The organism is Streptomyces tubercidicus, from assembly GCF_027497495.1.
In the GTDB taxonomy this organism is placed as follows: Bacteria; Actinomycetota; Actinomycetes; order Streptomycetales; family Streptomycetaceae; genus Streptomyces; species Streptomyces tubercidicus.
On sequence record NZ_CP114205.1, the window covers coordinates 4761674 to 4783506 of the forward strand.

The 21833-nt window shown below is 71.9% G+C and carries 16 protein-coding genes; 6 read left to right on the forward strand and 10 right to left on the reverse strand.

Annotation, left to right across the window (positions count from 1 at the left end; genetic code table 11):
• Window positions 1-73: 73 nt before the first annotated feature.
• Window positions 74-1132, forward strand: coding sequence for a MerR family transcriptional regulator (locus STRTU_RS20830; protein WP_159747105.1), 1059 nt, complete (start codon window positions 74-76; stop codon window positions 1130-1132).
• A 208-nt stretch (window positions 1133-1340) separates the two neighbouring features.
• Here the strand turns inward: STRTU_RS20830 and STRTU_RS20835 are convergent, their stop codons facing one another.
• Genes STRTU_RS20835 through STRTU_RS20845 form a run of 3 tightly spaced genes read right to left on the reverse strand, consistent with a single transcriptional unit; the run spans window position 1341 to window position 4530 of the window.
• On the reverse strand, window positions 1341-2555 hold the full coding sequence (locus STRTU_RS20835) for an NAD(P)/FAD-dependent oxidoreductase (protein ID WP_159745040.1): 1215 nt from the start codon (window positions 2553-2555) through the stop codon (window positions 1341-1343).
• A gap of 59 nt (window positions 2556-2614) precedes the next feature.
• Window positions 2615-3745, reverse strand: a complete 1131-nt coding sequence (locus STRTU_RS20840) for a TSUP family transporter (protein WP_159745043.1) — start codon at window positions 3743-3745, stop codon at window positions 2615-2617.
• Window positions 3730-4530 (reverse strand): GntR family transcriptional regulator, encoded by an 801-nt coding sequence (locus tag STRTU_RS20845; protein WP_159745045.1) that lies wholly within the window; start codon window positions 4528-4530, stop codon window positions 3730-3732. The genes STRTU_RS20840 and STRTU_RS20845 overlap by 16 nt, the downstream gene beginning before the upstream one ends.
• 238 nt (window positions 4531-4768) lie before the next feature.
• Here STRTU_RS20845 and STRTU_RS20850 point away from each other — a divergent pair, with 238 nt between their 5' ends.
• Window positions 4769-6280 (forward strand): MBL fold metallo-hydrolase, encoded by a 1512-nt coding sequence (locus STRTU_RS20850; RefSeq protein WP_159745047.1) that lies wholly within the window; start codon window positions 4769-4771, stop codon window positions 6278-6280.
• Between the two features lie 249 nt (window positions 6281-6529).
• On the opposite strand, the gene STRTU_RS20855 is transcribed toward STRTU_RS20850, so the two are convergent.
• Window positions 6530-8125, reverse strand: a complete 1596-nt coding sequence (locus tag STRTU_RS20855; RefSeq protein WP_167539180.1) for an MFS transporter — start codon at window positions 8123-8125, stop codon at window positions 6530-6532.
• 293 nt (window positions 8126-8418) lie between these two features.
• Here STRTU_RS20855 and STRTU_RS20860 point away from each other — a divergent pair, with 293 nt between their 5' ends.
• The 3 genes from STRTU_RS20860 to STRTU_RS20870 all read left to right on the forward strand — a co-directional run bounded on the left by STRTU_RS20860 (window position 8419) and on the right by STRTU_RS20870 (window position 12085).
• Window positions 8419-8952: an AMP-binding protein gene (locus tag STRTU_RS20860; protein ID WP_246240926.1), complete on the forward strand. Its 534-nt coding sequence runs from the start codon at window positions 8419-8421 to the stop codon at window positions 8950-8952.
• A gap of 2050 nt (window positions 8953-11002) precedes the next feature.
• Window positions 11003-11575 (forward strand): MepB family protein, encoded by a 573-nt coding sequence (locus STRTU_RS20865; RefSeq protein WP_159745051.1) that lies wholly within the window; start codon window positions 11003-11005, stop codon window positions 11573-11575.
• A 222-nt stretch (window positions 11576-11797) separates the two neighbouring features.
• Window positions 11798-12085 carry a hypothetical protein gene (locus STRTU_RS20870; RefSeq protein WP_159745053.1) on the forward strand — a complete coding sequence of 96 codons (288 nt, stop codon included), beginning with the start codon at window positions 11798-11800 and terminating at the stop codon, window positions 12083-12085.
• A 56-nt stretch (window positions 12086-12141) separates the two neighbouring features.
• On the opposite strand, the gene mscL is transcribed toward STRTU_RS20870, so the two are convergent.
• The 5 genes from mscL to STRTU_RS20895 form a co-directional block, all read right to left on the reverse strand.
• The gene (gene mscL / locus STRTU_RS20875) at window positions 12142-12648 is read right to left on the reverse strand and encodes a large conductance mechanosensitive channel protein MscL (protein ID WP_174878901.1); all 507 of its coding nucleotides are present in this window, start codon (window positions 12646-12648) and stop codon (window positions 12142-12144) included.
• A gap of 852 nt (window positions 12649-13500) precedes the next feature.
• Window positions 13501-14334 (reverse strand): S-methyl-5'-thioadenosine phosphorylase, encoded by an 834-nt coding sequence (locus tag STRTU_RS20880; RefSeq protein WP_159745055.1) that lies wholly within the window; start codon window positions 14332-14334, stop codon window positions 13501-13503.
• 117 nt (window positions 14335-14451) lie between these two features.
• Window positions 14452-14817 carry an FmdB family zinc ribbon protein gene (locus tag STRTU_RS20885; RefSeq protein WP_159745057.1) on the reverse strand — a complete coding sequence of 122 codons (366 nt, stop codon included), beginning with the start codon at window positions 14815-14817 and terminating at the stop codon, window positions 14452-14454.
• 112 nt (window positions 14818-14929) lie between these two features.
• Complete coding sequence (locus STRTU_RS20890; RefSeq protein WP_159745059.1) at window positions 14930-16231, reverse strand: MFS transporter; 1302 nt, start codon at window positions 16229-16231, stop codon at window positions 14930-14932.
• A 313-nt stretch (window positions 16232-16544) separates the two neighbouring features.
• Entirely contained in the window at window positions 16545-18065 is a 1521-nt protein-coding gene (locus STRTU_RS20895) for a potassium/proton antiporter (RefSeq protein ID WP_159747108.1), read from the reverse strand.
• 183 nt (window positions 18066-18248) lie between these two features.
• Between STRTU_RS20895 and STRTU_RS20900 the strand changes: the two genes are divergently transcribed.
• On the forward strand, window positions 18249-20972 hold the full coding sequence (locus STRTU_RS20900; RefSeq protein ID WP_159745061.1) for a penicillin acylase family protein: 2724 nt from the start codon (window positions 18249-18251) through the stop codon (window positions 20970-20972).
• Between the two features lie 159 nt (window positions 20973-21131).
• Here STRTU_RS20900 and STRTU_RS20905 read toward each other — a convergent pair whose 3' ends face one another.
• Window positions 21132-21794 carry a 5-formyltetrahydrofolate cyclo-ligase gene (locus STRTU_RS20905; RefSeq protein ID WP_167539181.1) on the reverse strand — a complete coding sequence of 221 codons (663 nt, stop codon included), beginning with the start codon at window positions 21792-21794 and terminating at the stop codon, window positions 21132-21134.
• Window positions 21795-21833: the final 39 nt, after the last annotated feature.

Below are 21833 nucleotides of genomic sequence, written 5' to 3' on the forward strand. Positions count from 1 at the left end.
GGACGGACGGGTGGACGAAGACGGGTGCGCGGCGCCGTACGACGGGAGCACGGCGCCGTATGACGGCGGTGCGCTGCTGACCATCGGGGCGTTCGCACGGGCCTCCCGGCTCTCGCCGAAGGCACTGCGCCTCTACGACGAGCTCGGCCTGCTGCCCCCGGCCCGTGTCGACCCGCACAGCGGCTACCGCCACTACGCCCCCGCCCAGTTGGAGCGGGCCCGGCTGGTGGCCTGGCTGCGTCGGCTCGGTATGCCGCTGGCCCGCATACGTGAGGTGTGCGAGCTGGCACCGGACGCGGCGGCCGTAGCGGTCGCCGCGTACTGGGCACAGGTCGAGGCCGACACCGCGGCCCGCCGGGACCTCGCCGCCTTCCTCGTCGACCAGCTGGAGAGGAAGAACACCACCATGACCACACCCCACACCCCCTTGACGATGCGCTACGCCGCCCTGACCGACCAGGGGCTGGTGCGTCCGTTCCACCAAGACGCCGCCCACGCCGGACCACGACTGCTGGCCGTGGCCGACGGCTACGGCCCGGACGGCGGCTCGGCGGCGGCGTCCGCGATCGAGGCGCTCAATGCCCTGGAAGAGCGGGACCTGACCTCCGCGGACCTGCTGGGCGCCCTGGAGGAAGCCGCCCATCGCGCCCACCGTGCCGCCCCGGCGGCGGACGAGGCCACCAGCACCACCGGCAGCACCCTCACCGCGCTGCTCCGCTCCGGGACACAGCTGGCGCTGCTGCACATCGGGGACTCCCGCGCCTACGTCCTGCGCGACTCCGCCCTCCTCCAGATCACCCACGACCACAGCCTGGTCCAGTCGCTGATCGACGAGGGCCGGCTCACCCCCGAGGAGGCGGCCTCGCATCCGCAGCGCTCACAGCTGCTGCGGTCGCTCGACGCGGCGACCGAGTTCGCCCCCGATCTGCAACTCCTGGAGGCCCGCCCCGGGGAGCGCTACCTGCTGTGCACCGACGGCCTGACCGGGGTGGTGCCGGCCGAGACCCTCCAGCAGGTGCTGACCTCGGCCGACGGCCCCGACCAGGCCGTACACGAACTGATCCGGCTGGCCCGCGAGGCGGGAGCTCCGGACAACGTGGGGTGTGCGGTGGCGGAGATGACGGGGGCTTAGGGAGGGGGTAGGGGGCGGCCCTTAGGGGGTCGGTGAGCCCCTTGCATGATCCCTGCCCGGTGGGCGGCGTGGTTACGCCGGTCAGGCCGTGTGCGTCGCCCACGTCGGCCGTCCACGCCGCCTGCATCGCACACGCCGTCCACGTCGCCCACTCGCCGACGCCGGTTACTTCGCTACGCCGCCCACATCGCCCCGCTGGTGAGGCCAGTTACGCCAACCCCTTGAGCATCCCCTTGAAGTAGAGCTGCGGCAGTCCGTAGCGCTTGAGGAACCACATGTCGGTGCGTTCCCGGGTGGTGTCGAGGAACGGGATCGAAGGGGTGGGCTGCAGGTCGTAGTCGAACTCGGCGAGCAGCATCTTGTGCCGGGCGGTGACCAGAGGACAGGAGGTGTAGCCGTCGTAGCGGGCGGTGGCGGGACGGCCGCGCAGCCCGGCGAGTAGGTTGGCGACCGCGACCGGAGCCTGCTTACGGATGGCGGCGCCCGTCTTAGACGTCGGCAAATTGGCGACATCGCCGAGCACGAACACATTCGGGAAATCCGGGTGCTGGAGCGTTTCCCGGTCGGTCTTGACGTACCCGTACGGGGAGTCGGGGTCGGCGAGCGGGCCGTCCGCCAGCCACTGGGGGGCGCGCTGCGGCGGTACGGCGTGCAGCAGGTCGTAGTGGACGGTCTCGGCCGTGCCGGTGGTGTGATCGGTGATCACCGCCTCCCGGGCCGCCCCGTCGAGCCGGGTCATCTCCGAACTCAGCCGCACCTCGATGCCGTACCGCCTCGCCGTCTCCGTCAGCGCACGGGAGAACACCGGCACCTTGAACATCGCGGGCTCCGGGAGCACCAGAATCGTGCGGATCGCCCCCAGCACCCCGCGCTTACGCCAGTGATCAGCCGCCAGATACGCGATCTTCTGCGGGGCGCCGCCGCACTTCACCGGTCCGGACGGCATGGTGAACACCGCCGTGCCGCTCCGCATTCGGCGGATCAACTCCCAGGTCAGCGGCGCGAGATCGGGCCGGTAGTTGCTGCTCACCCCGCCGTGCCCCAGGGCAGCGGCGAGACCGGGCACCCCGTCCCAGTCCAGTTGCAGACCCGGGGCGAGCACCAGCCGCCCGTAGGAGAGGACCCGGCCCGAGGCCGTGGTGACCGTACGCGCGGTCGGGTCGACGGCGGTGGCGCGCTCCCGCAGCCAGCGCACCCCCGGCGGTATGACCTCCGCCTCGGTGCGCAGCGATGAGCGCAGCGGCGCCTGACCGCCGCCGACCAGCGTCCACAACGGCTGGTACCAGTGCGTCTCGGAGGGCTCCAGCAGCGCGATGCCGCGGACACCGGCACGGCGTAACCGGGCGGCGACGGTGATGCCTGCGGTGCCGCCGCCGATGATCAGGACCTGGTGATGGGACGGTGCGGCGGGTGCGGGGGCCATGTGCTTCCTCCTGAAAGATGGGTGGGAATCGGGTGGGGTCGGTGTGTGTGGGACGCCGGTCACCAGAGACGGGGCAGGGCGGTGGCCGCCATGGTGACGGCCAGGACGGCGACCAGGCAGGCGAAGGCCGTGGCCAGGACGTGTGGGCGCAGCCGGGTGGTGAGGCGGTTGCCGAGATGGCTGCCGAGCGCCGCACAGGCCGCGAAGCCGGCCAGCAGCGGCCAGTCCAGTCCCCCGGTGCCGGCCCGGGTGGCCAGCGCCGTAAGGGAGTTGATGAGGATGACGAGGAGCGAGGTGCCGACGGCGACCGGCATCTCCAGGCCCAGCACCAGAGTGAGGGCCGGTACGACGACGAAGCCGCCACCGACCCCGAAGAAGCCGGTGAGCAGCCCGACGGCGGAGGCGGTCACGGCGAAGCGGGCGGGGCGCAGGGGCATCCGGCGAGCGGAGCCGTCGATCTTGCCGGAGGATGCCGGGCCTGCGGTGTCCCGTACGGGCACGGTGTCTGCGGGCTCGTGGGAGGCGGCCGGCTCTGCGGCGTCCTGTGAGGGCGGTGTCTCCGGGGACTCCTTTGAGGCCAGCGGCTCCCGGGCCTCCCTTGAGACCAGTGGTTCCCCGTGCCCCCGTAAGGGCACAGCCTCCGGGGAGTCCCGTAAGGGCGCGCTCCCCGCCGGATCCCCTACGGGTGTGCTCTCCATCGGGTCCCGTAGGGGCGTGCTCTCCATCGGGTCCCGTAGGGGTGTTCCCCCCGCTGGGTCCCGTAGGGGTGCGCTCCCCGCCGGATCCCCTAAGGAACGGGCGTCCACCGCTGCCCGCCGCTCCCGCCACCCCCGTGACACCAACATCGCCGCCACCACGAGCAACAGCCCCGCGAACGCCGCCATCAGCACCGTGGGATCCAGGGCTGCGCTCCACCGGGAGCCGAGGTAGCTGCCCGCCGTTCCCAATGCCCCGAAGGCCGCACCGGCCGCCCAACGGACCCGCCCGGCCCGGCCGTGGCACAGCAGCCCGGTCACCGCGCCGACCGTGACGACGACCAGCGCCCCCGCGGACGCCTCGTGCGGCGACTGCCCCAGCAGATAGACCAGCACCGGCACCGCCAGCACCGAACCACCGCCGCCGAGCGCACCCAGCAGCACACCGATCAGTAACCCGCACGGCAGCGCCGCCAGGGCTATGAGGACGGACACGAGGCCCGCGGCGCAAGGGCAACCGCCCGGCTGTCGTCGGACCACTCCGCGACGAAGGTGAACCGGTCGCCGCGCACCACCGTCTCGCGCCACTCCACCGGCCGCTCCCCGGCCTGCCCGAGCCGCTCGATGGCGAACGCCGCCTCCCGGTCGGCCAGCCCCAGCAGCCACGCCTGCCGGATGTCCGGCAGGAACGGCTGGATCCGCTCGCGGCCCCCGGTGACCTTCACCCCGCAGCGCCGCGTCAGCTCGCCGTAGAGCGAGGTGTGCCCGAAGTCGGTGTCCAGTAGGGGCTCGGCGGACTCGGCGGGCAGATAGGCGGTGTCATGCGCGAGCGGTTCGCCGTCCGCGAGCCGCAGCCGCTCCAGTACGACCAGCGGCGCCTCCGGGACCAGCCCCAGATGCCCGGCGACCGTCCCGTCCACGGTCCGTTCCAGCCGCAGCACCTCACTGCGCTGCTCCACCCCTTGGCCCTCCAGCTCGCGGAAGAGGCTGTAGAGCGAGCCCAGCGGCTGCTGTATGCGGCGGGTGTCCAGCCGGCTCGTCCGGCCGCGTTCGGCGATCACCAGGCCGTCGGCACGCAGTTTGCGCAGCGCCTCACGGACGGTGTGCCGGCTGACCTCGTACTCGCCGGTGAGCCGGTGCTCGGCCGGGAACTCCTCACGGAACGCGCCGGCTTCCATCCGCCGGCGCAGATCGGCGGAGAGCTGCGCCCACAGGGGCAGCGGCGAGCGCCGGTCCAGGGTACGCGGGCCGTGCGCGCCGTGCGGCGGCTCGGTGGTCATGTGGATTCCTCCGCGGGCGTACGGGGGGTGCAGTGGTGATGCCGGAGCAATGGACGTCCGCTCCATAGGAGGTGACGGGGTGACGGTTGACGGGGCGTCCAGACCCGGCCCTCCCGCCCGGCTTGTCGCCCGCCATCCGGCTACCTAATGTACGTACATCCGTGCATCCGCACAACGCACCTGCCCGAACGGGCCCCGGCCGCCGCGCACGGGCCCCGCGCACCTCTGGAGGCCGACCGTGCACTTCGCGCAGTACTACCTCGACTGCCTCTCCCAGGCGTCGTATCTGATCGGCGACGAGACCACCGGACGCGCCGTCCTCGTCGACCCGCGCCGCGATATCGACGACTACCTGCACGACGCGGAGGCCGCCGGCCTGCGGATCGAACTCGTCATCGAGACGCACATTCACGCCGACTTCCTCTCCGGCCACCTCGAACTCGCGCGGGCCACCGGCGCCACCATCGCCTTCGGGGAGGCCGCCGAAACCGGCTTCCCCATACGGCGGTTACGCGATGGCGAGCGCATCTCGCTCGGCGCGGACGACGGCCAGGGGGTCACCCTCACCGTGCTCGCCACCCCGGGCCACACCCTCGAATCCATCTGCCTGGTCCTGCGCGAACACCCCGAGGACGACGTGCCGTTCGGCGTGCTCACCGGCGACACCCTCTTCGTCGGAGACGTCGGCCGCCCCGACCTGCTCTCCGCCGCCGGGCACACTCCGCAGGACATGGCCGCCCGGTTGCACCGCTCCCTGCACACCAAACTCCTGACCCTCCCGGACGCGACCCGGGTCTTTCCCGCACACGGCGCCGGCTCCGCCTGCGGGCGCAACCTCTCCAGCGAAACCAGCTCCACCATCGGCGACCAGCGCCGGTTCAACTACGCCCTCCAGCCCATGCCGGAGGCCGACTTCGTCCGCCTGATCACCGCGGGACAGCCCGCCACCCCCGGTTACTTCGCCCACGACGCGGCCCTCAACCGGGACGGCCACCCCCTCCTGGAGCCCGGCCCGCCACTCGCCCTCACCCTGGACGAGGCCCTCGCGGCCCGCGACCGGCAAGGCGCCGTCCTCCTCGACTGCCGCCCGCTGGCCGCCTACACCCACGCGCATCTGACCGGCTCGCTCCATACGAGCCTGGACACCCGCTTCGCCGAGTACGCCGGCAGCGTCGTCGCCCCGGGCACCCCGATCGTGCTGCTCGCCGCCCCCGGCACGGAACAGGAAGCCCGCCTCCGTCTGGCCCGCATCGGCTACGACCACGTCCTCGGCCATCTACCCGACCCATCCGCCGTACTGGCCAACAGGCCCGAACTCAGCCGCGCCAGCCGCCGCATCCGCCCTGAGGAACTGGCCATGCGGGGGCCGGGGTTGGCGCCGGGGGAGGAGGGCGAGGCCGCTCGGAGGCGCGGCGCCGAGCCGGCCCGTCCCCAGTCGGCCGATGCCATGACGACGGGCGCCACACCGGCCGACGCCGTTCCTCCCCGCCCCATACCGGCCGACATCCAGCTGATCGACGTCCGTAATCCTGCCGAGTACGAGGCGGGCGCCCTCCCCGGCGCCCGCAACGTCCCCCTGGCCGGCCTGTCCGACCGCATCACCGAACTGGACCCGGCCCGCCCGGTGGTCCTGTACTGCCGCAGCGGCAACAGATCGGTGATCGCCGCAGCGCTCCTGGAGGCGCGCGGCTTCACCGAGGTCTCCGATGTGATCGGGGGCTATGACGCACTAGGGGCGGGCATCCAGTAGGCAGACGGGCGGACGGTCGCTTCACCTTCACCTTCACCTTCACCTGCACCACGGGCTTACGCGCATGGTCGGCTCGCCTGCGGGCACCGCCTTACGCGCACGACCGCATTACCCGCCCCTACCCGCCCTGCCCGCGTCGGCCCGTCTGGCGTCGGGCCTGTCGGTGCCTATCCGGCGTCAGCCGCTCGGCGTCGGGTCCGTCCGTCGTCGGCCTGTCCGGCGTCGGGTCCGTCTGGAGTCGGCCTGTCCCTAGTCAGCCCGCTCGTCGTCGGCCCGCCCGGCGCCCATGCGGCGTCGGGTCCGTCGGTCGTTGGCGCGCCCGGAGCCAGCCCGGCGCCGGTCCCACCGGCGCCAGTCCGCCCGGCGTCCGCCACCCCGCGGCGTACGGGCACGAGCACGCGCTCCCGTATGCGTACGGGCACGGGAACCCGCCCAGGTAGCGACCACGCGCCCGAGTACAAGCGCGAGCACGAGCACCCCAGCAGTGACCAGGCAGACAACAGCGGGAAGCCACAGAGACGGGCCGATCCCGCCACCACCAGCCCCAACGCCACCACCCACCCCGGCGCCATCACGACCGGCCCCGGCGCCACCACTCTCCACCCCAGCCCCGCCGCTGCCCACCCCCACACCCGTGAGGGTGAGCCCCGCCCCCGCCGTAGCCGTCATCACGGCCTTGGTCACCCCCGACGCCTCGCCCGCCCGCGCGCGGCGCACCACCGCCTGCGTGCCGGTGAGGGCCAGCCCGCCGGCCACCCCGAGCGCCGCCGCGGCCGCCGTCGAGGCAAGCAACAGGGCGGGCGTACCCGTACCGCATGTAGTGGCCAAGAGCGCGCCCCCGGCAGCCGCGAGACAGAGCGCCATCACCGGCACCGCCGCCGCCGGACGCACCCGCCCGGCCAGCGGACCGCCCACGGCCAGGGCGCCCGCCGGAACGACAAGGGCCACCCCCGCCTCCCCCACAGACCACCCGGCGGCCTGCTGAAGCGTCCACGGGACCACGTACCACAGCGCCACGGTCGCGGAGTTGGCGACCGCACCGGCCAAAGTCAGGGCCACATACGGGCGGTTACGGAACAGGGCGAGGTCCACCAGCGGCGCGGGCGACCGCCGCTCGGCCCGCACGAACAGCGCACCGAGCAGCACCCCGCCGACCGCCCAGCCCCACGCCGCGACGTGCTCCAGCCAGCGCGCCAGGCAGGCCGGCACCCCCGTAGCGGCGATCGCGCCGACGGCGTCGAGGCACGGCCCGGCATCCGGATCGCGGGACTCCGCAGCCCGTCGGGCGGCCAGCGCGGCGGCCAGCGCGAGCGGCACCGTCAGCCAGAAGACGGCCCGCCAGGACACGGACCGGGCCAGCACACCACCGATGAACGGGCCGCAGACGGTGGCCAGTCCGGCCAGCCCCAGCGCACGCCCCATCACCCGCCGTCCACGCCCCGGAGGACAGGAATGCGTGAGCAGAGCCAGCCCCACCGGCATGATCAGCGCACCGCCCGCTCCCTGCACCACCCGCGCCGTAACCAACAGCGGCAACGACGGCGCAAGCGCACACAGCCCGGAGCTGACACCGAAGAGCACCAGCCCGGCCGTCAGCATCCGGCGCCGCCCCCAGAGATCCCCGAGACGTCCGGCGAGGGGCATCAGGGATCCCGCCGCGAGGAGATAGCCGCTGACGACCCACGGCGTGGCCGTCACGGAGCCGTGCAGCGCCTCGCGGACGACGGGCAACGCCAAGTTCAGGGCAAACGAATCCAGTTGGACACAGAACGCACCGATGGCAACAGCGGCCAGCGCCCAGCGGGCCTGCGGGTCCAGGTGGGGATGCGGTTCGGGTTTCGGCATGACGGGCACAGGGCCGCCTCTCACGGGTCCGCCTCGCGCGTCTGCGGAGGAAAACGGGAAAAGGAAGGGAGAGGGGGGATGGAGTGCACCGGAAAGGGGCAGGAACCCGGGAGCGGGTGGTGCGCACGGCCGGAAGACCCGAAGCGATGAGCCGGGCGGCGGGCGCGGCGGCCGAAAGGGCCCGGAGCGAGCTGCTGCCGCATGGTGCGGGAAGAGGCGGCGCCGACCTCGTACAGCGGACGTTCAGCGATCGTTGATCGGTGATCTCCATGCTGAACCGCATGTTGCGCCGTGTGACTTCAGAGCATGCAGATGACGCCCGGGAAGTGCAAGAGCCGGAGGCGTCGCGGATCGCCCTCACCTGGAGTGGGGAGCCCGGACGCCAGGAGGAGCTGACGCACGGCATGCTCCTCGACCGGGCCGAGCGCGCCGCCACCGTCCTCAGGCGGCTCGGCGTACGGGCCGGTGACCGGGTCGCGGTGCATCTGCCGCTGGTGCCCGAGTCGGTGATCGCCACGCTCGCCATAGGGCGGCTGGACGCGATACGCACCACGCTGCCGGTCTCGCTGACGGTGCCCGAACTGGTCGCGCGGACCCATGAGTCCTCGGCCCGGGTGCTGATCACGGCCGATGCAGCGTTCTGGGACGGCGCCGTACGGCCCGTAAAGGCCCTGCTCGACCACGCACTGGCACGGAGCACGGCCTCAGGCGCCACCCCGGACCGCACCGTCCTGGTGGTCAACCGCTGCTCCCGCCCCGTCTCCTGGAAGCCAGGACGCGACCTGTGGTGGCACGAGTCCCTCGGCCTCCCGGCCACCACCCACTAACGCCACAACCACCCGGCCTCCCCCTAAGGGATCCACCGGCAGAAATCCAGTCCCTTCAAGGGGCCCCGTAGGGGCGCGGGTTGGGGGGGGAACGTCCGCTCAAGGGTTGGGGAACCCTCATCGGACTCCTCCGGGGCGTGTGGCCCTTCGGGGGCGCGTCCTTGGGATCGACGGAGCGGGGGCGGGGCTGCTTCGGGGGTGCGTGGCGCGGGGGCACCCCGTACTTCTGATGGCGCGGGGCGTGGCCCATGGGGGAGCCACGCGGCGGGGGCACCTCAGGGGACGGCGCGGGGCGGGGACGCGGCGCTCCGGGGAAGCGGGGCACGAGGAAGCTGGGCGATCCGTGGGGCGGCGCGGGGGCGCGGCCCTCGGGGAATGCGGGGGCGGGGGCGCTTCGGGGAGCGCAGCAGGGGAGTACGGGGTAGGGGCCGGCGAGCCTCGGGGGAAGCTCGGCGTGGGGCAGCCCGGTGCTTCGGCTGACGGCGCGGCGGCGTGGCCCAGGGCGCGGGGGTGTGGCCCACGGGCAGCGCGGGACCGGGCGCGGCGCGACGGGGCGCGTCGTACGGGGGTGCCTGGTGCTTCGGGGGGATCGCGCGGCGCGGGGCACATGGGGGAGCCACGCGCCGGAGCACTCCAGGGACGTGGCGCTTCGGGGGCGCCTGGCGTGGGGGCGCCTGGCGTCTTGGGGTGCGGTGCTCGGGGGCTCGGCGCGGCAGCCTGGTGCTCTGCGGAGCGAGGGGGTGGAGCCTGGTGCTGCGGGGCGCGACGCGGCGCGGTCCTCCGCGAGCGCGGCGGTAGAGCGTGCCGCGTCGGGGGAGCGTGGCGTGGGGGAGTCTCGCGCCTCGGAGCGTGGCGCTGGGGTGTGGCTCTTTGGGGGACGCGGCGTGGGGGAGCGCGGCCAGAGAGCACAGCTCGGCGCCCCCCGAGGCTCGCACTCGCCGAAGAGGTTCGGGCCGCACCGATCGACGAGATTCGTAGCCGCACCCGCTGACGAGGCGCGCCCCTCAGAGCCCTCACCCACTCAGGTCACCAAACGGGCCATTCGCCTCATCCATGCCTAGCGTGGAGCACGTGTCACAGCCACCCGCTGTCGCCCCACCCACGTCGGGCCGCGGCGCCAAGGACAACTGCGGCACTGGCTGGGCCGAGTCGAAACACGCTCCACGCGGCCAGGGGCCCCGCCCCCCCCGGCCCCTCCCCCCCCGCCCCGCCCACCACCACCCCCACCACCTCCGAGCGGAAAGGTCGCTGACCCATGGCTCGTCATGAGTACGCACACCCCCGCCACCCCCTGCCGGGCAGCGGCCGCAACCGGCCCCTCAGGCGCAGTCATGCCTCACAGGGACCGCCGACCCGGCCCCATGACGGCCACCGCCCGCACCCCATACCCACCCACGACAAGGGCCGCTAGGACAGGAGGCGTTCGCCCTCCCCGCGAGCCGTCCTCCACGTGCCTTGCCTGGTGGCAGCCTTCCTGCCTGCTCCCGGGCGGGTCCGTCCAAGGCTCGGATTCCGCCCGGCGGGGAAGACGAGTGGGCCATCAGGCCGTCGGCGAGCCAGCACTGCGCGGGGCCTGATCGGACGCCGTAGCCGTCCGGCGCCGACCTGACGAGCACCTGATCGGACGCCGTACTCGACGGACACCGCACTTGGCCGGGCGCCGCACCTGACCAGCCTCGATCGGGCGCCGACTGGCGAGCATCTGATCCGACGCCGTACTCGACGAAAGCCCACCTGGCCGGGCGCCGTACCTGCCCAGCCTCGGCGACGCCGCACCTATACGGACGCCGCACCTATCCGGGCGCCGCACCTATCCGGGCGCCGCACCTATCCGGGCGCCGCACCTGACCCACACCCGTCCGGCCACCCTGAGCCGCGCCCTTCCGAGCGCCGCACCCGCCCCGGGTTCCTCTGGTAGCACCCTTTAGCGCCCTTCCCGGGGCGCCGCCCCCGCCGTGCGCCCGTGGCCACTTACCCCCGGTCGTCGTCGCCCCGCCGCCATCGATATCCCCCCGCTATCCCCCACCGCCGCCCATGACACGATGGGGCAATGGCGGCAAAGCCCGAAGAAACCTCGGAGTTTCGGCCCGCAGTTAGCGAGTCCTGGTCTGATGGGGAATCTCTGCATACTGAGCTCCTCGCGGCGAAGGCGTCGGTTTACGACCCTTGTGGGTTCACCTGCTCGCGTCCGGTTCCCGAAGTGGAGAGCGCTGAGTACGCGGCACATGAATTCACGCTTGACGGCTCCTCCGTCAGGTTTCGGGTTGCCAAGACCACCCCGACGAAGGTCGGCCAGTTCGTCACGGTGTGGAAGCGGAGTCCCGGCGGGCCGATTGCGCCGTTCGACTCCGAGGATCCGGTAGATCTCTTCGTCATCAGCAGTCGCCAGGGCGATCACTTCGGGCACTTTGTCTTTTCGCGCGAGGTGCTCTGTGCACGAAATATCGTTTCCAGGAACGGCTCCGGTGGGAAGCGGGCCTTTCGCATCTATCCGCCATGGGTGGAGACCACCAATCGGCAGGCCCGCACCGCACAGGCGTGGCAGCTGGACCACTTCCTGCACATTCCTGAGGACGGGCGGCCCCTCGATTCGGCCCGTGCCCAAAAGCTCCATCACCCGTGACTGACGACCGCCGCTCCCATCACGCGGGGCGGCGCGGCCCAAGGGAACTCATGCCAAGTCGGCAGTCCCCGTTCGGGCGGCCCGTGGATCGGGCCGGAGGGGCGGAACGTCTCCCGGTGCGCGGAGAAGGGCTCGCCCCGCCCGCCGGGCGCCACGGACAGAAGGGTGCCGTGGGCCCACGCCGGGCGGTGACCGCGACCCGCCCGCCCGTACTCTGGATGCGTGAGCACCACCCCTGAACCCGACTCGGCCCCTACACCCCAGGACGCCCCCGATGCCGAGCCGGCCTCCGCATCTCCGGACGCCCCCGAGGCCAAGCGAGCCCCTGCGCCCTCGGCCGCCGTGCGTCCCGTGGCATCCGGGTCTGCCGCGCGGCTGATCTTTGATGACCCGCTGAACCAGCAGTCCTCGGACGACACCGACCGTGGCTGGGGTGAGCGCCCGGCCGGTGGTGACAGCGCCGCCGACCTCGCCCGTTTCCTCGACGAGAAGCCGCCCCACCACCTCTGAGCGACGCGAGCGAGGCGAGTGAGCCGGCGTCGTCGGCCGGCGGCTGTGGGCGTCGGTTACTCGTAGGTCTTCTGTGTGCCGATCGTGCCCGGCGTGGCCGCGGGCATGGACGGTGAGCCGGTGCGCTGGGCGATCAGCGCATCGCGGATCTCGGTGAGCAGCTCGATCTCGGTGGGGTCCGCGGGAGCCGCCTCCAGCGCCTGCCGGGCCGCCTGGCGTTCCTTCCACTTGTTGATCGGAAGGATCATGAGGAAGTAGACGACCGCGGCGGTGATCAGGAACGTCAGGGCGGCGCTGAGCACCGAGCCCCAGAGGATGTAGATCCCGTCGGTGAACGCGCCCGTCTTTGGATCCTTGGCGCAGGTGGCGGTCAGGCAGGCCTGGTAGTGATCGAGGTTCTGCGAGCCGAGCGCGCCCACGATGGGGTTGATGATGCCCTTCACCACCGCGTTGACGATGTTGGTGAAGGCTGCACCGACGACGACCGCTACCGCGAGTTCGATGACGTTGCCGCGCATCAGGAATTCCTTGAATCCCTGAAGGACGCCCTTGCTCTCGCTCACCTGACAGCCTCTTTCCATGCTCACTACGGACGGTGCACCAACAATCAGCACCGCAACTTACGGCAGGGCAGGGCAGAGGTGTCCAGTCGTGTGACATGAACCATCGAGCGGCCGGTGTATGCGGGCGGAATTGGTCGTTCCGACGGAGGGCGCTGATCTCGCCGACCTCCTGGCCGACCTCCTGGACAGATGCCGCGGTACCGGTGCCGTGAGCGCGCCCCCATTGGCGCGCGGCGGGTGCCCCGCCCCGCGCAGCAGTCTCGCGTGGGACGGACGCAGCGGCCACTTGATCTTGAGGCATGGTCACCGCCCTCCCGAGGCCGCCGCCGACGGGCATCCGGGGGCGGGAGCGTCCCGTACGGCACCGTACGAGGCCCCGCCGGCCAGTGCTGCGGCGGTCATCGCCAGGCCGACCGCCAGTAAGCGCCGTCGCGCGGTCCGCCCCCATCCGTGCCGACCGCCACCGGCCCGCACCGGTGGAAAGTGCGGCACTTCACACGGCGGCGGAGCGGGAAGCGGCGGCGAAAGGAAATCGGTACCGGCAAGGGAAACGAAGCCGGGAGGGCATGAGGAGGAGGGAGAGGCAGGAGCGGTAGAGGGAGAGGAAGAGGAAGAGGAAGCGGAAGCGAGCGCGAGAGAAGCATCAAGCGAAGCACCGAGAGACCCACCAAGAGACCCACCGAGAGACCCACCAGACATACTGACCACCACCCATGGCGTGAAGGACCGGGCTGACCCGCTGAGCACCACCGTGCCCGAACACGCCTTCCGCCCGCTCCGGGCTGTGGATGAGGCCGCCGCTGTGGACAACTCGGCCACCCGGGAGAGGGAGGCCGAGTGCGTCGCGGGGTGTTACGGCAGGTCGATGCCCAGGTCCCAGCCGGTGTGGGCGCCGGTGCACAGGCAGCTGCGGGCGGTGTTGTCGGGGAGGGTGGCGATCGCGTCGAAGAGGACCTCGCGGAGGCGGCCGACGTTCTCGGCGAAGACCCGGAAGACCTCGTCGTGGGAGACGCCCTCGCCGGTCTCGGTGCCCGCGTCCAGGTCGGTGACCAGGGCCAACGAGGCGTAGCAGAGGCCCAGTTCGCGGGCCAGGACGGCTTCGGGGTGGCCGGTCATGCCGACCACCGACCAGCCCTGTGCGGCATGCCAGCGCGATTCGGCGCGGGTGGAGAAGCGGGGGCCCTCGATGACGACGAGGGTGCCGCCGTCGACCGGCTCCCAGTCCCGGCCGCGGGCCGCCGAGAGGGCGGCCTGGCGCCCCACGGGGCAGTACGGGTCGGCGAAGGTCAGATGGACGACGTTGGGGACGCTGCCGTCGGGCAGGGGCTCGCCGTCGAAGTAGGTCTGGGTGCGGGCCTTGGTGCGGTCGACGAGCTGGTCGGGGACCAGGAGGGTGCCGGGGCCGTACTCGGGGCGCAGTCCGCCGACCGCGCACGGGCCGAGGACCTGGCGTACGCCGAGCGAGCGCAGGGCCCACAGGTTGGCGCGGTAGTTGATGCGGTGCGGTGGGAGGTGGTGGCCACGGCCGTGCCGGGGCAGGAAGGCGACCTGGCGGCCGGCGATCTCTCCCACGAAAAGTGAGTCGCTCGGGCGCCCGTACGGGGTGTCCACTGTGATCTCGGTCACGTCGTCGAGGAGGGAGTAGAACCCCGATCCGCCGATAACGCCAATCTCCGCGTCAGCCATGCCGGTCACACTATCGGGGCGCGGTGACGGGGAGGGGTGGGCGGTGGAGGGGAAAGGGGGCCGTCATGCGGCGGACCCCGCCGTCGGTGACGGCGGGGTCCGGGTGCGTGCTCGGTGTCAGGCGGCGGAGCTGGTGCCCGAGGAGCTGCCGGAGGGCGAAGCGGCGGCCGGGGCGGAGGACTTGCCCTCGGAGCCGCCGGAGCTGCCGGAGCCGCCCGAGCTGCCGGACGAGGAGCTCGACGAGTCCGACGAGGACGTCGTGCCCGACCCGGAGGCGCTCTTGGCGGGGCTGCTGCTGGACGACGAGCCGCGGCTGTCGTTGCGGTAGAAGCCGGAGCCCTTGAAGACGATGCCGACCGCGGAGAACACCTTCTTGAGGCGTCCGTTGCAGGCGGGGCACTCCGTGAGCGCGTCGTCGGTGAACTTCTGCACCGCCTCTAGGCCCTCGCCGCACTCGGTGCACTGATACTGGTAGGTCGGCACTTGTCTTCCTCCTGGCACTCTCACTCGATGAGTGCTAACGACGCTCCATATTGCAGTATTCCCGTCCGCCAGTCCACCAGGACCGGCGGACGGTGACCCACTCCACGCTCCGTCAGGCGCGCGCCAGCTCCCGTTCCCGGTCGTCGGAATCGGTCGCAACCGGGGCGTCGGCGCCGTGAGCCGGGCCGCCGACGGTCACGGACGAGGAGCGCGGCAGCAGATGGGCGCGGAGCGCCAGCAGCACCGTCAGGGCCAGCGCCGTACCGGCCAGCGGCACCAGGAACCCGGCGCTCGGCCCGAAGCGGTCCGCCAGCTGGCCGGACGAGGTGGACGCGGCCGCCTGGCCCAGCGCGACCGCGCCGGTCAGCCAGGTGAATGCCTCGGTGCGGGCGGCGGCCGGGACCAGCGATTCCACGAGCGTGTAGCCGGTGATCAGGGCCGGGGCGATGCACAGGCCGACGAGCAGGCCGGCGGCGCCCAGCAGCGGCACCGCGGTGACCAGCCACAGCGGGGTGGTGGCCAGCGCCAGCAGCCCGTAGGCGACCAGCAGCCGGCGCCGCGGGCCGACCTTCCAGGCGATGGCGCCGCAGGCGATACCGGCGAGCATGTTGCCGCCCGCGAAGATCCCGTAGAGCACGCCGTTGATGCCGGGCTGCCCGATGTGCTCGGTGAACGCCGTCAGCGAGACCTGCATCCCGCCGAAGACCGAGCCGATGCCCAGGAAGGCCACGATCAGCACGCGGACACCGGGCACCGACAGCGCCGAGACGCGCGGCCGGCCGCCGGCCTGCGTCCGGTGCACCGTCGGCTGGCTGCGCCGCTGCGCGGCGAACAGCAGCCCGCCCGTCAGGGTCAGCGCGGCCTCGGCGACCAGCCCGGCCGCCGGGTGAAGGCCGGTGCACAGCGCGGTCGCCAGCACCGGGCCGACCACGAAGGTGAACTCGTCGGTCACCGACTCGAAGGCGGCGGCCGTCGGCATCAGCGGGCTGCCGCCGAGCCGGGCCGCCCAGCGTGCCCGCACCATCGGGCCGACCTGGGGTGTGGAGGCGCCCGTCGGGACGGCCACCGCGATCAGCGCCCACAGGGGGGCGTGGGTGAGGGCCAGGGTGATCAGCGCCGCGACACCGGCGACATGCACCAGGACGCCGGGGAGCAGCACCGCGCGCTGGCCGAAGCGGTCGGCGAGTTTGCCGCTCTGCGGGGCGAAGAGGGCCATCGCGACACCGGTGGTGGCGGACACCGCGCCCGCGGTGCCGTACGAGCCGGTGGTGGACTGGACGAGCAGCACGATGCCGATCGTCAGCATGGCGAAGGGCTGCCGGGCCAGAAAGCCGGGCAGCAGGAATGTCCACGCACCTGGGGTGCGGAGGAGCGGTCCGTATCCGGTACGGGAGTCCTTGACCGCGGATGCCACGGCCGGGCCTTTCTGCCGCCTGGTAGCGCGCCACCCGCGAGGTCCTCACGGGAACGCGCCGAGAGCTGTCCTCTCGCGCAGGACCGAGTGATACCGCGTGGTCCGCACCGGAAGGTGGCTGCTCAAGGCAGGGGGACCGCGGCCGCCGAGCGGTCGCGCCAGCTCTGCATCAGGCAGAGTTGGTTCGTCGATGTGCCGCTTCATACTACAGGCCGCGGCGTGTGAAGCCCTGGGATTCATCAGGGCTTCACACGGAATTCCTTAGGATTCGTGGAGAGATACCGCACATTTCGGGCCTCGGGGCAGTGGGACGTCAGCGGTGGCGGTGGCGCGACTGCCCCGAGGGGCCGCCGGTGCCCAGCCAGCCGGCCAGCTTGCCGCCCTGGGAGACCGCCTGCAGCCGCCGCTCCGCCGCGTCGCGGACCGGATCGGTGGCGACCACCAGCAGCTCGTCGCCGCGCCGCAGCACCGTGGCCGGCGAGGGCACGAAGCTGGAGCCGTCCCGGACGATGAGGGTGACCGCGGCGCCCGCGGGCATCCGCAGCTCGCCGACCTCGACGCCGTGCATACGGGACGCCGGGCCGATGGACGTGGACAGCAGATGGCCGCGCAGCCGCTCCAGGGGCGCCGATTCGATGCCCAGGTCGGCGGCCTCCTCGCCCTCGCCCAGCCGCAGCCGTCGGGCCAGCCAGGGCAGCGTCGGCCCCTGGAGGAGGGTGTAGACCACGACCAGGACGAAGACGATGTTGAAGACGCGTTCGCTCTCCGGGACGCCGCTCACCATCGGGATGGTGGCCAGCACAATGGGGACCGCGCCGCGCAGCCCCGCCCACGACAGCAGGGTCTTCTCCCGCCAGGGCACCCGGAACGGCAGCAGCGCCACGAACACCGAGGTCGGCCGGGCCACCAGCGTCAGGATCATGCCGATCAGCAGCGCCGGGACGATGTCGTCGAGCAGGTTGTGCGGGGTCACCAGCAGGCCCAGCAGGACGAACATGCCGATCTGGCCGAGCCAGCCGAGGCCCTCGGCGAAACCGCGGGTGGCCGGTGCGTGCGGCAGTTTGGCGTTGCCGAGGATCATCGCGGCCAGGTAGACGGCGAGGAAGCCTGAGCCGTGCGCCAGGGCGCCGGCCGCGTAGGCGGAGACCGCGATGGCCATGACGGCGATCGGGTACAGGCCGGACGCGGGCAGCGCCACATGCCGCATGCCGTACGCGCCGAGCCAGCCGATGGCCAGTCCGATGGCCGCGCCGATCGCCAGCTCCAGGGCGATCTCGCCGAGCAGGGCGTACCAGTGCTCGACCGGGCCCGTCGTGGAGAAGGCGACGACGAGGATGACCACCGGGGCGTCGTTGAAGCCGGATTCGGCCTCCAGTACGCCGGTCAGGCGGGCCGGCAGCGGCACACTGCGCAGCACGGAGAAGACGGCCGCGGCATCCGTCGAGGAGACCACGGCGCCGATCAGCAGCGCCTGGCGCCAGTCCAGTCCGGCCAGGTAGTGCGCTCCGGCCGCGGTGACCCCCACGCTCACCGCGACGCCGACCGTAGAAAGGGCCGCCGCCCGGGGCAGCGCCGGTTTGATCTCTTTCCACTTGGTGCCCAGACCGCCCTCGGCGAGGATCACGACCAGCGCGGCATAGCCGAGGAGTTGGGTCAGCTCGGCGTTGTCGAAGATGACGCCACCCGGGCCGTCCTGGCCTATGGCGACGCCTATCCCCAGGTAGATGAGCAGGCTGGGGAGCCCGCTGCGCGAGGAGAGCCGTACCGCGGCGACCGCGATGAGCAGTACGAGCGAGCAGATCAGCAGGAGTTCGTTGAGGTGGTCGACAGTCAGGAGCTGATCCTTCCTCGCACGGGTTACCGGGGCGGTCTTTCCTTACCGTATCTAGTTACTGAGGCTAACAATTTACCATTACTTGAACGTTGGCTACGCCTGCGGTGACTCCGCGTAGGGGTCTTTGAACCCGTGCGCCTATGGTTGCTCCAGCACTCCCACCCTGCCCCTCGAAGGACAGAGATGCCCGCCAACAAGTCCGGCCCAGTCCCCAGGAAGAAGAAGGGGCGGCGCGGCCGCCTCGTCGCGATCACGGTCGTGCTGCTGCTCGTGGCGGGCATCGGCTTCGGCGCGTTCTGGGGTGTCAGTACGGTCAGAGCGTCGTTCCCGCAGACCACGGGCTCACTCAAAGTCCCGGGTCTGACCAACCCGGTGGACGTCACCCGTGACGCCCACGGCATTCCGCAGATCTACGCCGACACCGACGAAGACCTCTTCCGCGCCCAGGGATACGTCCAGGCCCAGGACCGCTTCTGGGAGATGGACGTCCGGCGCCATATGACCTCCGGCCGGCTCTCGGAGATGTTCGGCAAGAGCCAGGTCAAGAGCGACTCGTTCCTGCGCACCCTCGGCTGGCACGACGTGGCGCAGAAGGAGTACGACACCAAGCTGTCGCCCAGCACCAAGAAGTACCTCCAGTCCTACTCCGCGGGTGTCAACGCCTACCTCAAGGACCACGAGGGCTCGGCGCTGTCCCTGGAGTACGCGGCGCTGGACTTCGAGAACGACTACAAGCCCGAGAAGTGGACCCCGGTCGACTCGGTGGCCTGGCTCAAGGCGATGGCCTGGGACCTGCGCGGCAACATGCAGGACGAGATCGACCGGTCCCTGATGACCAGCCGCCTCACCCCCGCGCAGATCGCCCAGCTCTACCCGGCATACCCGTACAAGCGGAACAAGCCGATCGTCGAGGGCGGTGCGGTCGACCCGGCCACCAAGCGGTTCAAGCCCGGCGGTTCGGCGAACGCCGCCCCGGCCGGCGCCGCCGGGGCCACCGCGGGCCTGCAGTCGCAGCTGTCCTCGCTGTCCAAGACGCTGGACGAGGTCCCGGCGCTGCTCGGCCCCAACGGCAACGGCATCGGCTCCAACTCCTGGGTCGTCTCCGGCACCCACACCACCACCGGCAAGCCGCTGCTCGCCAACGACCCGCACCTGGCCCCCCAGATGCCGTCGCTCTGGTACCAGATGGGCCTGCACTGCCGCACCACCGGCCCCAAGTGCAACTACGACGCCTCCGGCTTCACCTTCGCCGGGATGCCCGGCGTCGTCATCGGCCACAACCAGGACATCTCCTGGGGCATGACCAACATGGGCGCGGACGTCACCGACCTGTACCTGGAGAAGGTCAACGCCGACGGGTACTTCTACGACAACAGGCAGCGGCCCTTCATAACCCGCAAGGAGACCATCAAGGTCGCCGGCGGCGAGAGCCGCGAGATCACCGTCCGGTCCACCAGGAACGGGCCGATCGTCTCCGACCGCGACGGCCAACTGGCCGAGGTCGGCAAGGACGCCCCCGTCGGCAACGCCGCCCCGGACCGCGGTGACGGCTACGCCGTATCGCTGCGCTGGACCGCGCTGGACCCCGGCAAGTCCATGGACGCCGTCTTCGAGATGAACCGCGCCAAGGACTGGAACGGCTTCCGCAAGGCCGCCGAGCACTTCGAGGTCCCGTCCCAGAACCTGGTCTACGCCGACACCAAGGGCAACATCGGCTACCAGGCCCCGGGCCGGATCCCGGTCCGCGGCAAGGGGGAGGGCCAGTTCGACGGCACCTACCCGGCGCCCGGCTGGGACCCGAAGTACCGGTGGACCGGCTACATCCCGCAAAAGGCCCTGCCGTACGAGTACAACCCCCAGCGCGGCTACATCGTCACCGCCAACCAGGCCGTCGCCGACGAGAAGTACCCCTACCTCCTCACCAAGGACTGGGGCTACGGCTCCCGCAGCCAGCGGATCAACGACCTGATCGAGTCGAAGATCAAGGACGGCGGCAAGGTCTCCACCGACGACATGCAGACCTTCCAGAAGGACAACAGCAGCGAGATCGCCCGGCTGCTGACGCCCTACCTGACGAAGATCGACATCAAGGACAAGTACGTCCGCGACGCCCAGCAGCTGCTGGAGGGCTGGGACTTCACCCAGGAGCCCGACTCCGCCGCGGCCGCCTACTTCAACGCCGTCTGGCGCAACACCCTCAAGCTCGCCTTCGGCAACAAGATGCCCAAGGAGGTCCGCCCCGACGGGCAGTGCCTCACCGTCCGCCCGGCCGACGAGACCGGCCCCGCCGACGAGAACGACAAGTACCTCCGCGAATGCGGTGAGCGGGCCGGGGACACCGCCCAGCCCGACGGCGGCGACCGCTGGTACGAGGTCGTCCGCGGCATCCTGGACGACCCGAACAACGCGTGGTGGAAGACCGAGGACCGGCCCAACCGCCCCGGTGACAAGAACCGCGACCAGCTCCTGGCCCACGCCATGAAGGACGCGCGCTACGAGCTGACCTCCAAACTGGGCAAGAACATCGACAACTGGAGCTGGGGACGGCTGCACCAGATGTTCCTGACCAACCAGACCCTGGGCAAGGACGGACCCGGCATGCTGCAGGGCCTGTTCAACCGCGGCCCCTGGAACCTCGGCGGCGGCGAGGCCGCGGTCGACGCCACCGGCTGGAACGCCGCCGGCGGCTACCAGGTCACCTGGGTCCCGTCGATGCGGATGGTCGTCAACCTCGCCGACCTGGACAAGTCCCGCTGGATCAACCTCACCGGCGCCTCCGGGCACGCCTACGCCGCCCACTACTACGACCAGACCGACAAGTGGGCCAAGGGCGATCTGCTGCCCTGGGCCTACAGCGAGAAGGCCGTGAAGGACGCGACCAAGGACACCCTGACGCTGTCCCCGTAGGGGCGGGGGCCGCGCGCCCCGCCACCTGGTGAGCGCCGAGCCGTCGGGCGGGCCGGAGGATTCCGGTCCGCCCGACGGCTTTCCGTTTCCGGCCCGGCCGCGCCGTCCGGCCCGCCCGTCCGTTCGTATTCCGCGCCGCCCGCCCGTATGCGGCCCGCCTCAGTCCTCCGGAAGCTCGCCCGGCTCCCTGAACCGGTGCACCCCCGACGGGGTCACCGCGGCATGCACATGCCGGTCGTGCGGCTCGGCCGGCACCTCCGCCAGCACCTCCGCGTCGTACAGCAGCACCACCAGCGACGCCCGCGCCCCGGCCCGCGCCAGCCGCGCCAGCACCCGGTCGTAGGAGCCGCCGCCGCGCCCCAGCCGCAGCCCGCCGCGGTCCACCGCGAGGCCCGGCAGCAGCACCACATCCGCCTCCGTGACGGCCTCCGGGCCCAGCCGCTGCCCGTCCGGCTCCAGCAGCCCGCGGCCCGCCCGTACGAGCCCGTCCGCGCCCTCGTAGAGCGCCCAGTCCAGATCGTTGTCCGCCAGCAGCACCGGCAGCAGCACCCGCACCCCCTCCGCCCGCAGCAGATCGAGCAGGGCGCGGGTGGAGGGCTCGCCACCTATCGAGACATACGCGGCGACCGTCGGCGGCACCTCGGGCCGCGGGGAGACCGGCCACACCAACTCGTCCAGCTCCAGCGCGCGCCGGGCCAGCGCCTCCCCCGTCGCCGCGACGACATCCGGCGGCAACGCTCTCCTCACCTCCAGGAGGTCCCGCCGCAACCTGCGCTTTCTATCGTGATTCGCGCTCACTGTGTGCCCTTGCTCCACTCTCATGCTCTTTTCGCCAGACCCTCATCATCGTTCCGATAGGGC

Excerpts from the sequence above, each read along its gene's own strand:
- STRTU_RS20835 (WP_159745040.1), bottom strand. The coding sequence starts at position 2,555 with ATGGCCCCCGCACCCGCCGCACCGTCCCATCACCAGGTCCTGATCATC.
- STRTU_RS20845 (WP_159745045.1), bottom strand. The coding sequence starts at position 4,530 with ATGACCACCGAGCCGCCGCACGGCGCGCACGGCCCGCGTACCCTGGAC.
- STRTU_RS20855 (WP_167539180.1), bottom strand. The coding sequence starts at position 8,125 with ATGCCGAAACCCGAACCGCATCCCCACCTGGACCCGCAGGCCCGCTGG.
- STRTU_RS20865 (WP_159745051.1), top strand. The coding sequence starts at position 11,003 with ATGGCGGCAAAGCCCGAAGAAACCTCGGAGTTTCGGCCCGCAGTTAGC.
- STRTU_RS20880 (WP_159745055.1), bottom strand. The coding sequence starts at position 14,334 with ATGGCTGACGCGGAGATTGGCGTTATCGGCGGATCGGGGTTCTACTCC.
- STRTU_RS20900 (WP_159745061.1), top strand. The coding sequence starts at position 18,249 with ATGCCCGCCAACAAGTCCGGCCCAGTCCCCAGGAAGAAGAAGGGGCGG.
- STRTU_RS20905 (WP_167539181.1), bottom strand. The coding sequence starts at position 21,794 with ATGAGAGTGGAGCAAGGGCACACAGTGAGCGCGAATCACGATAGAAAG.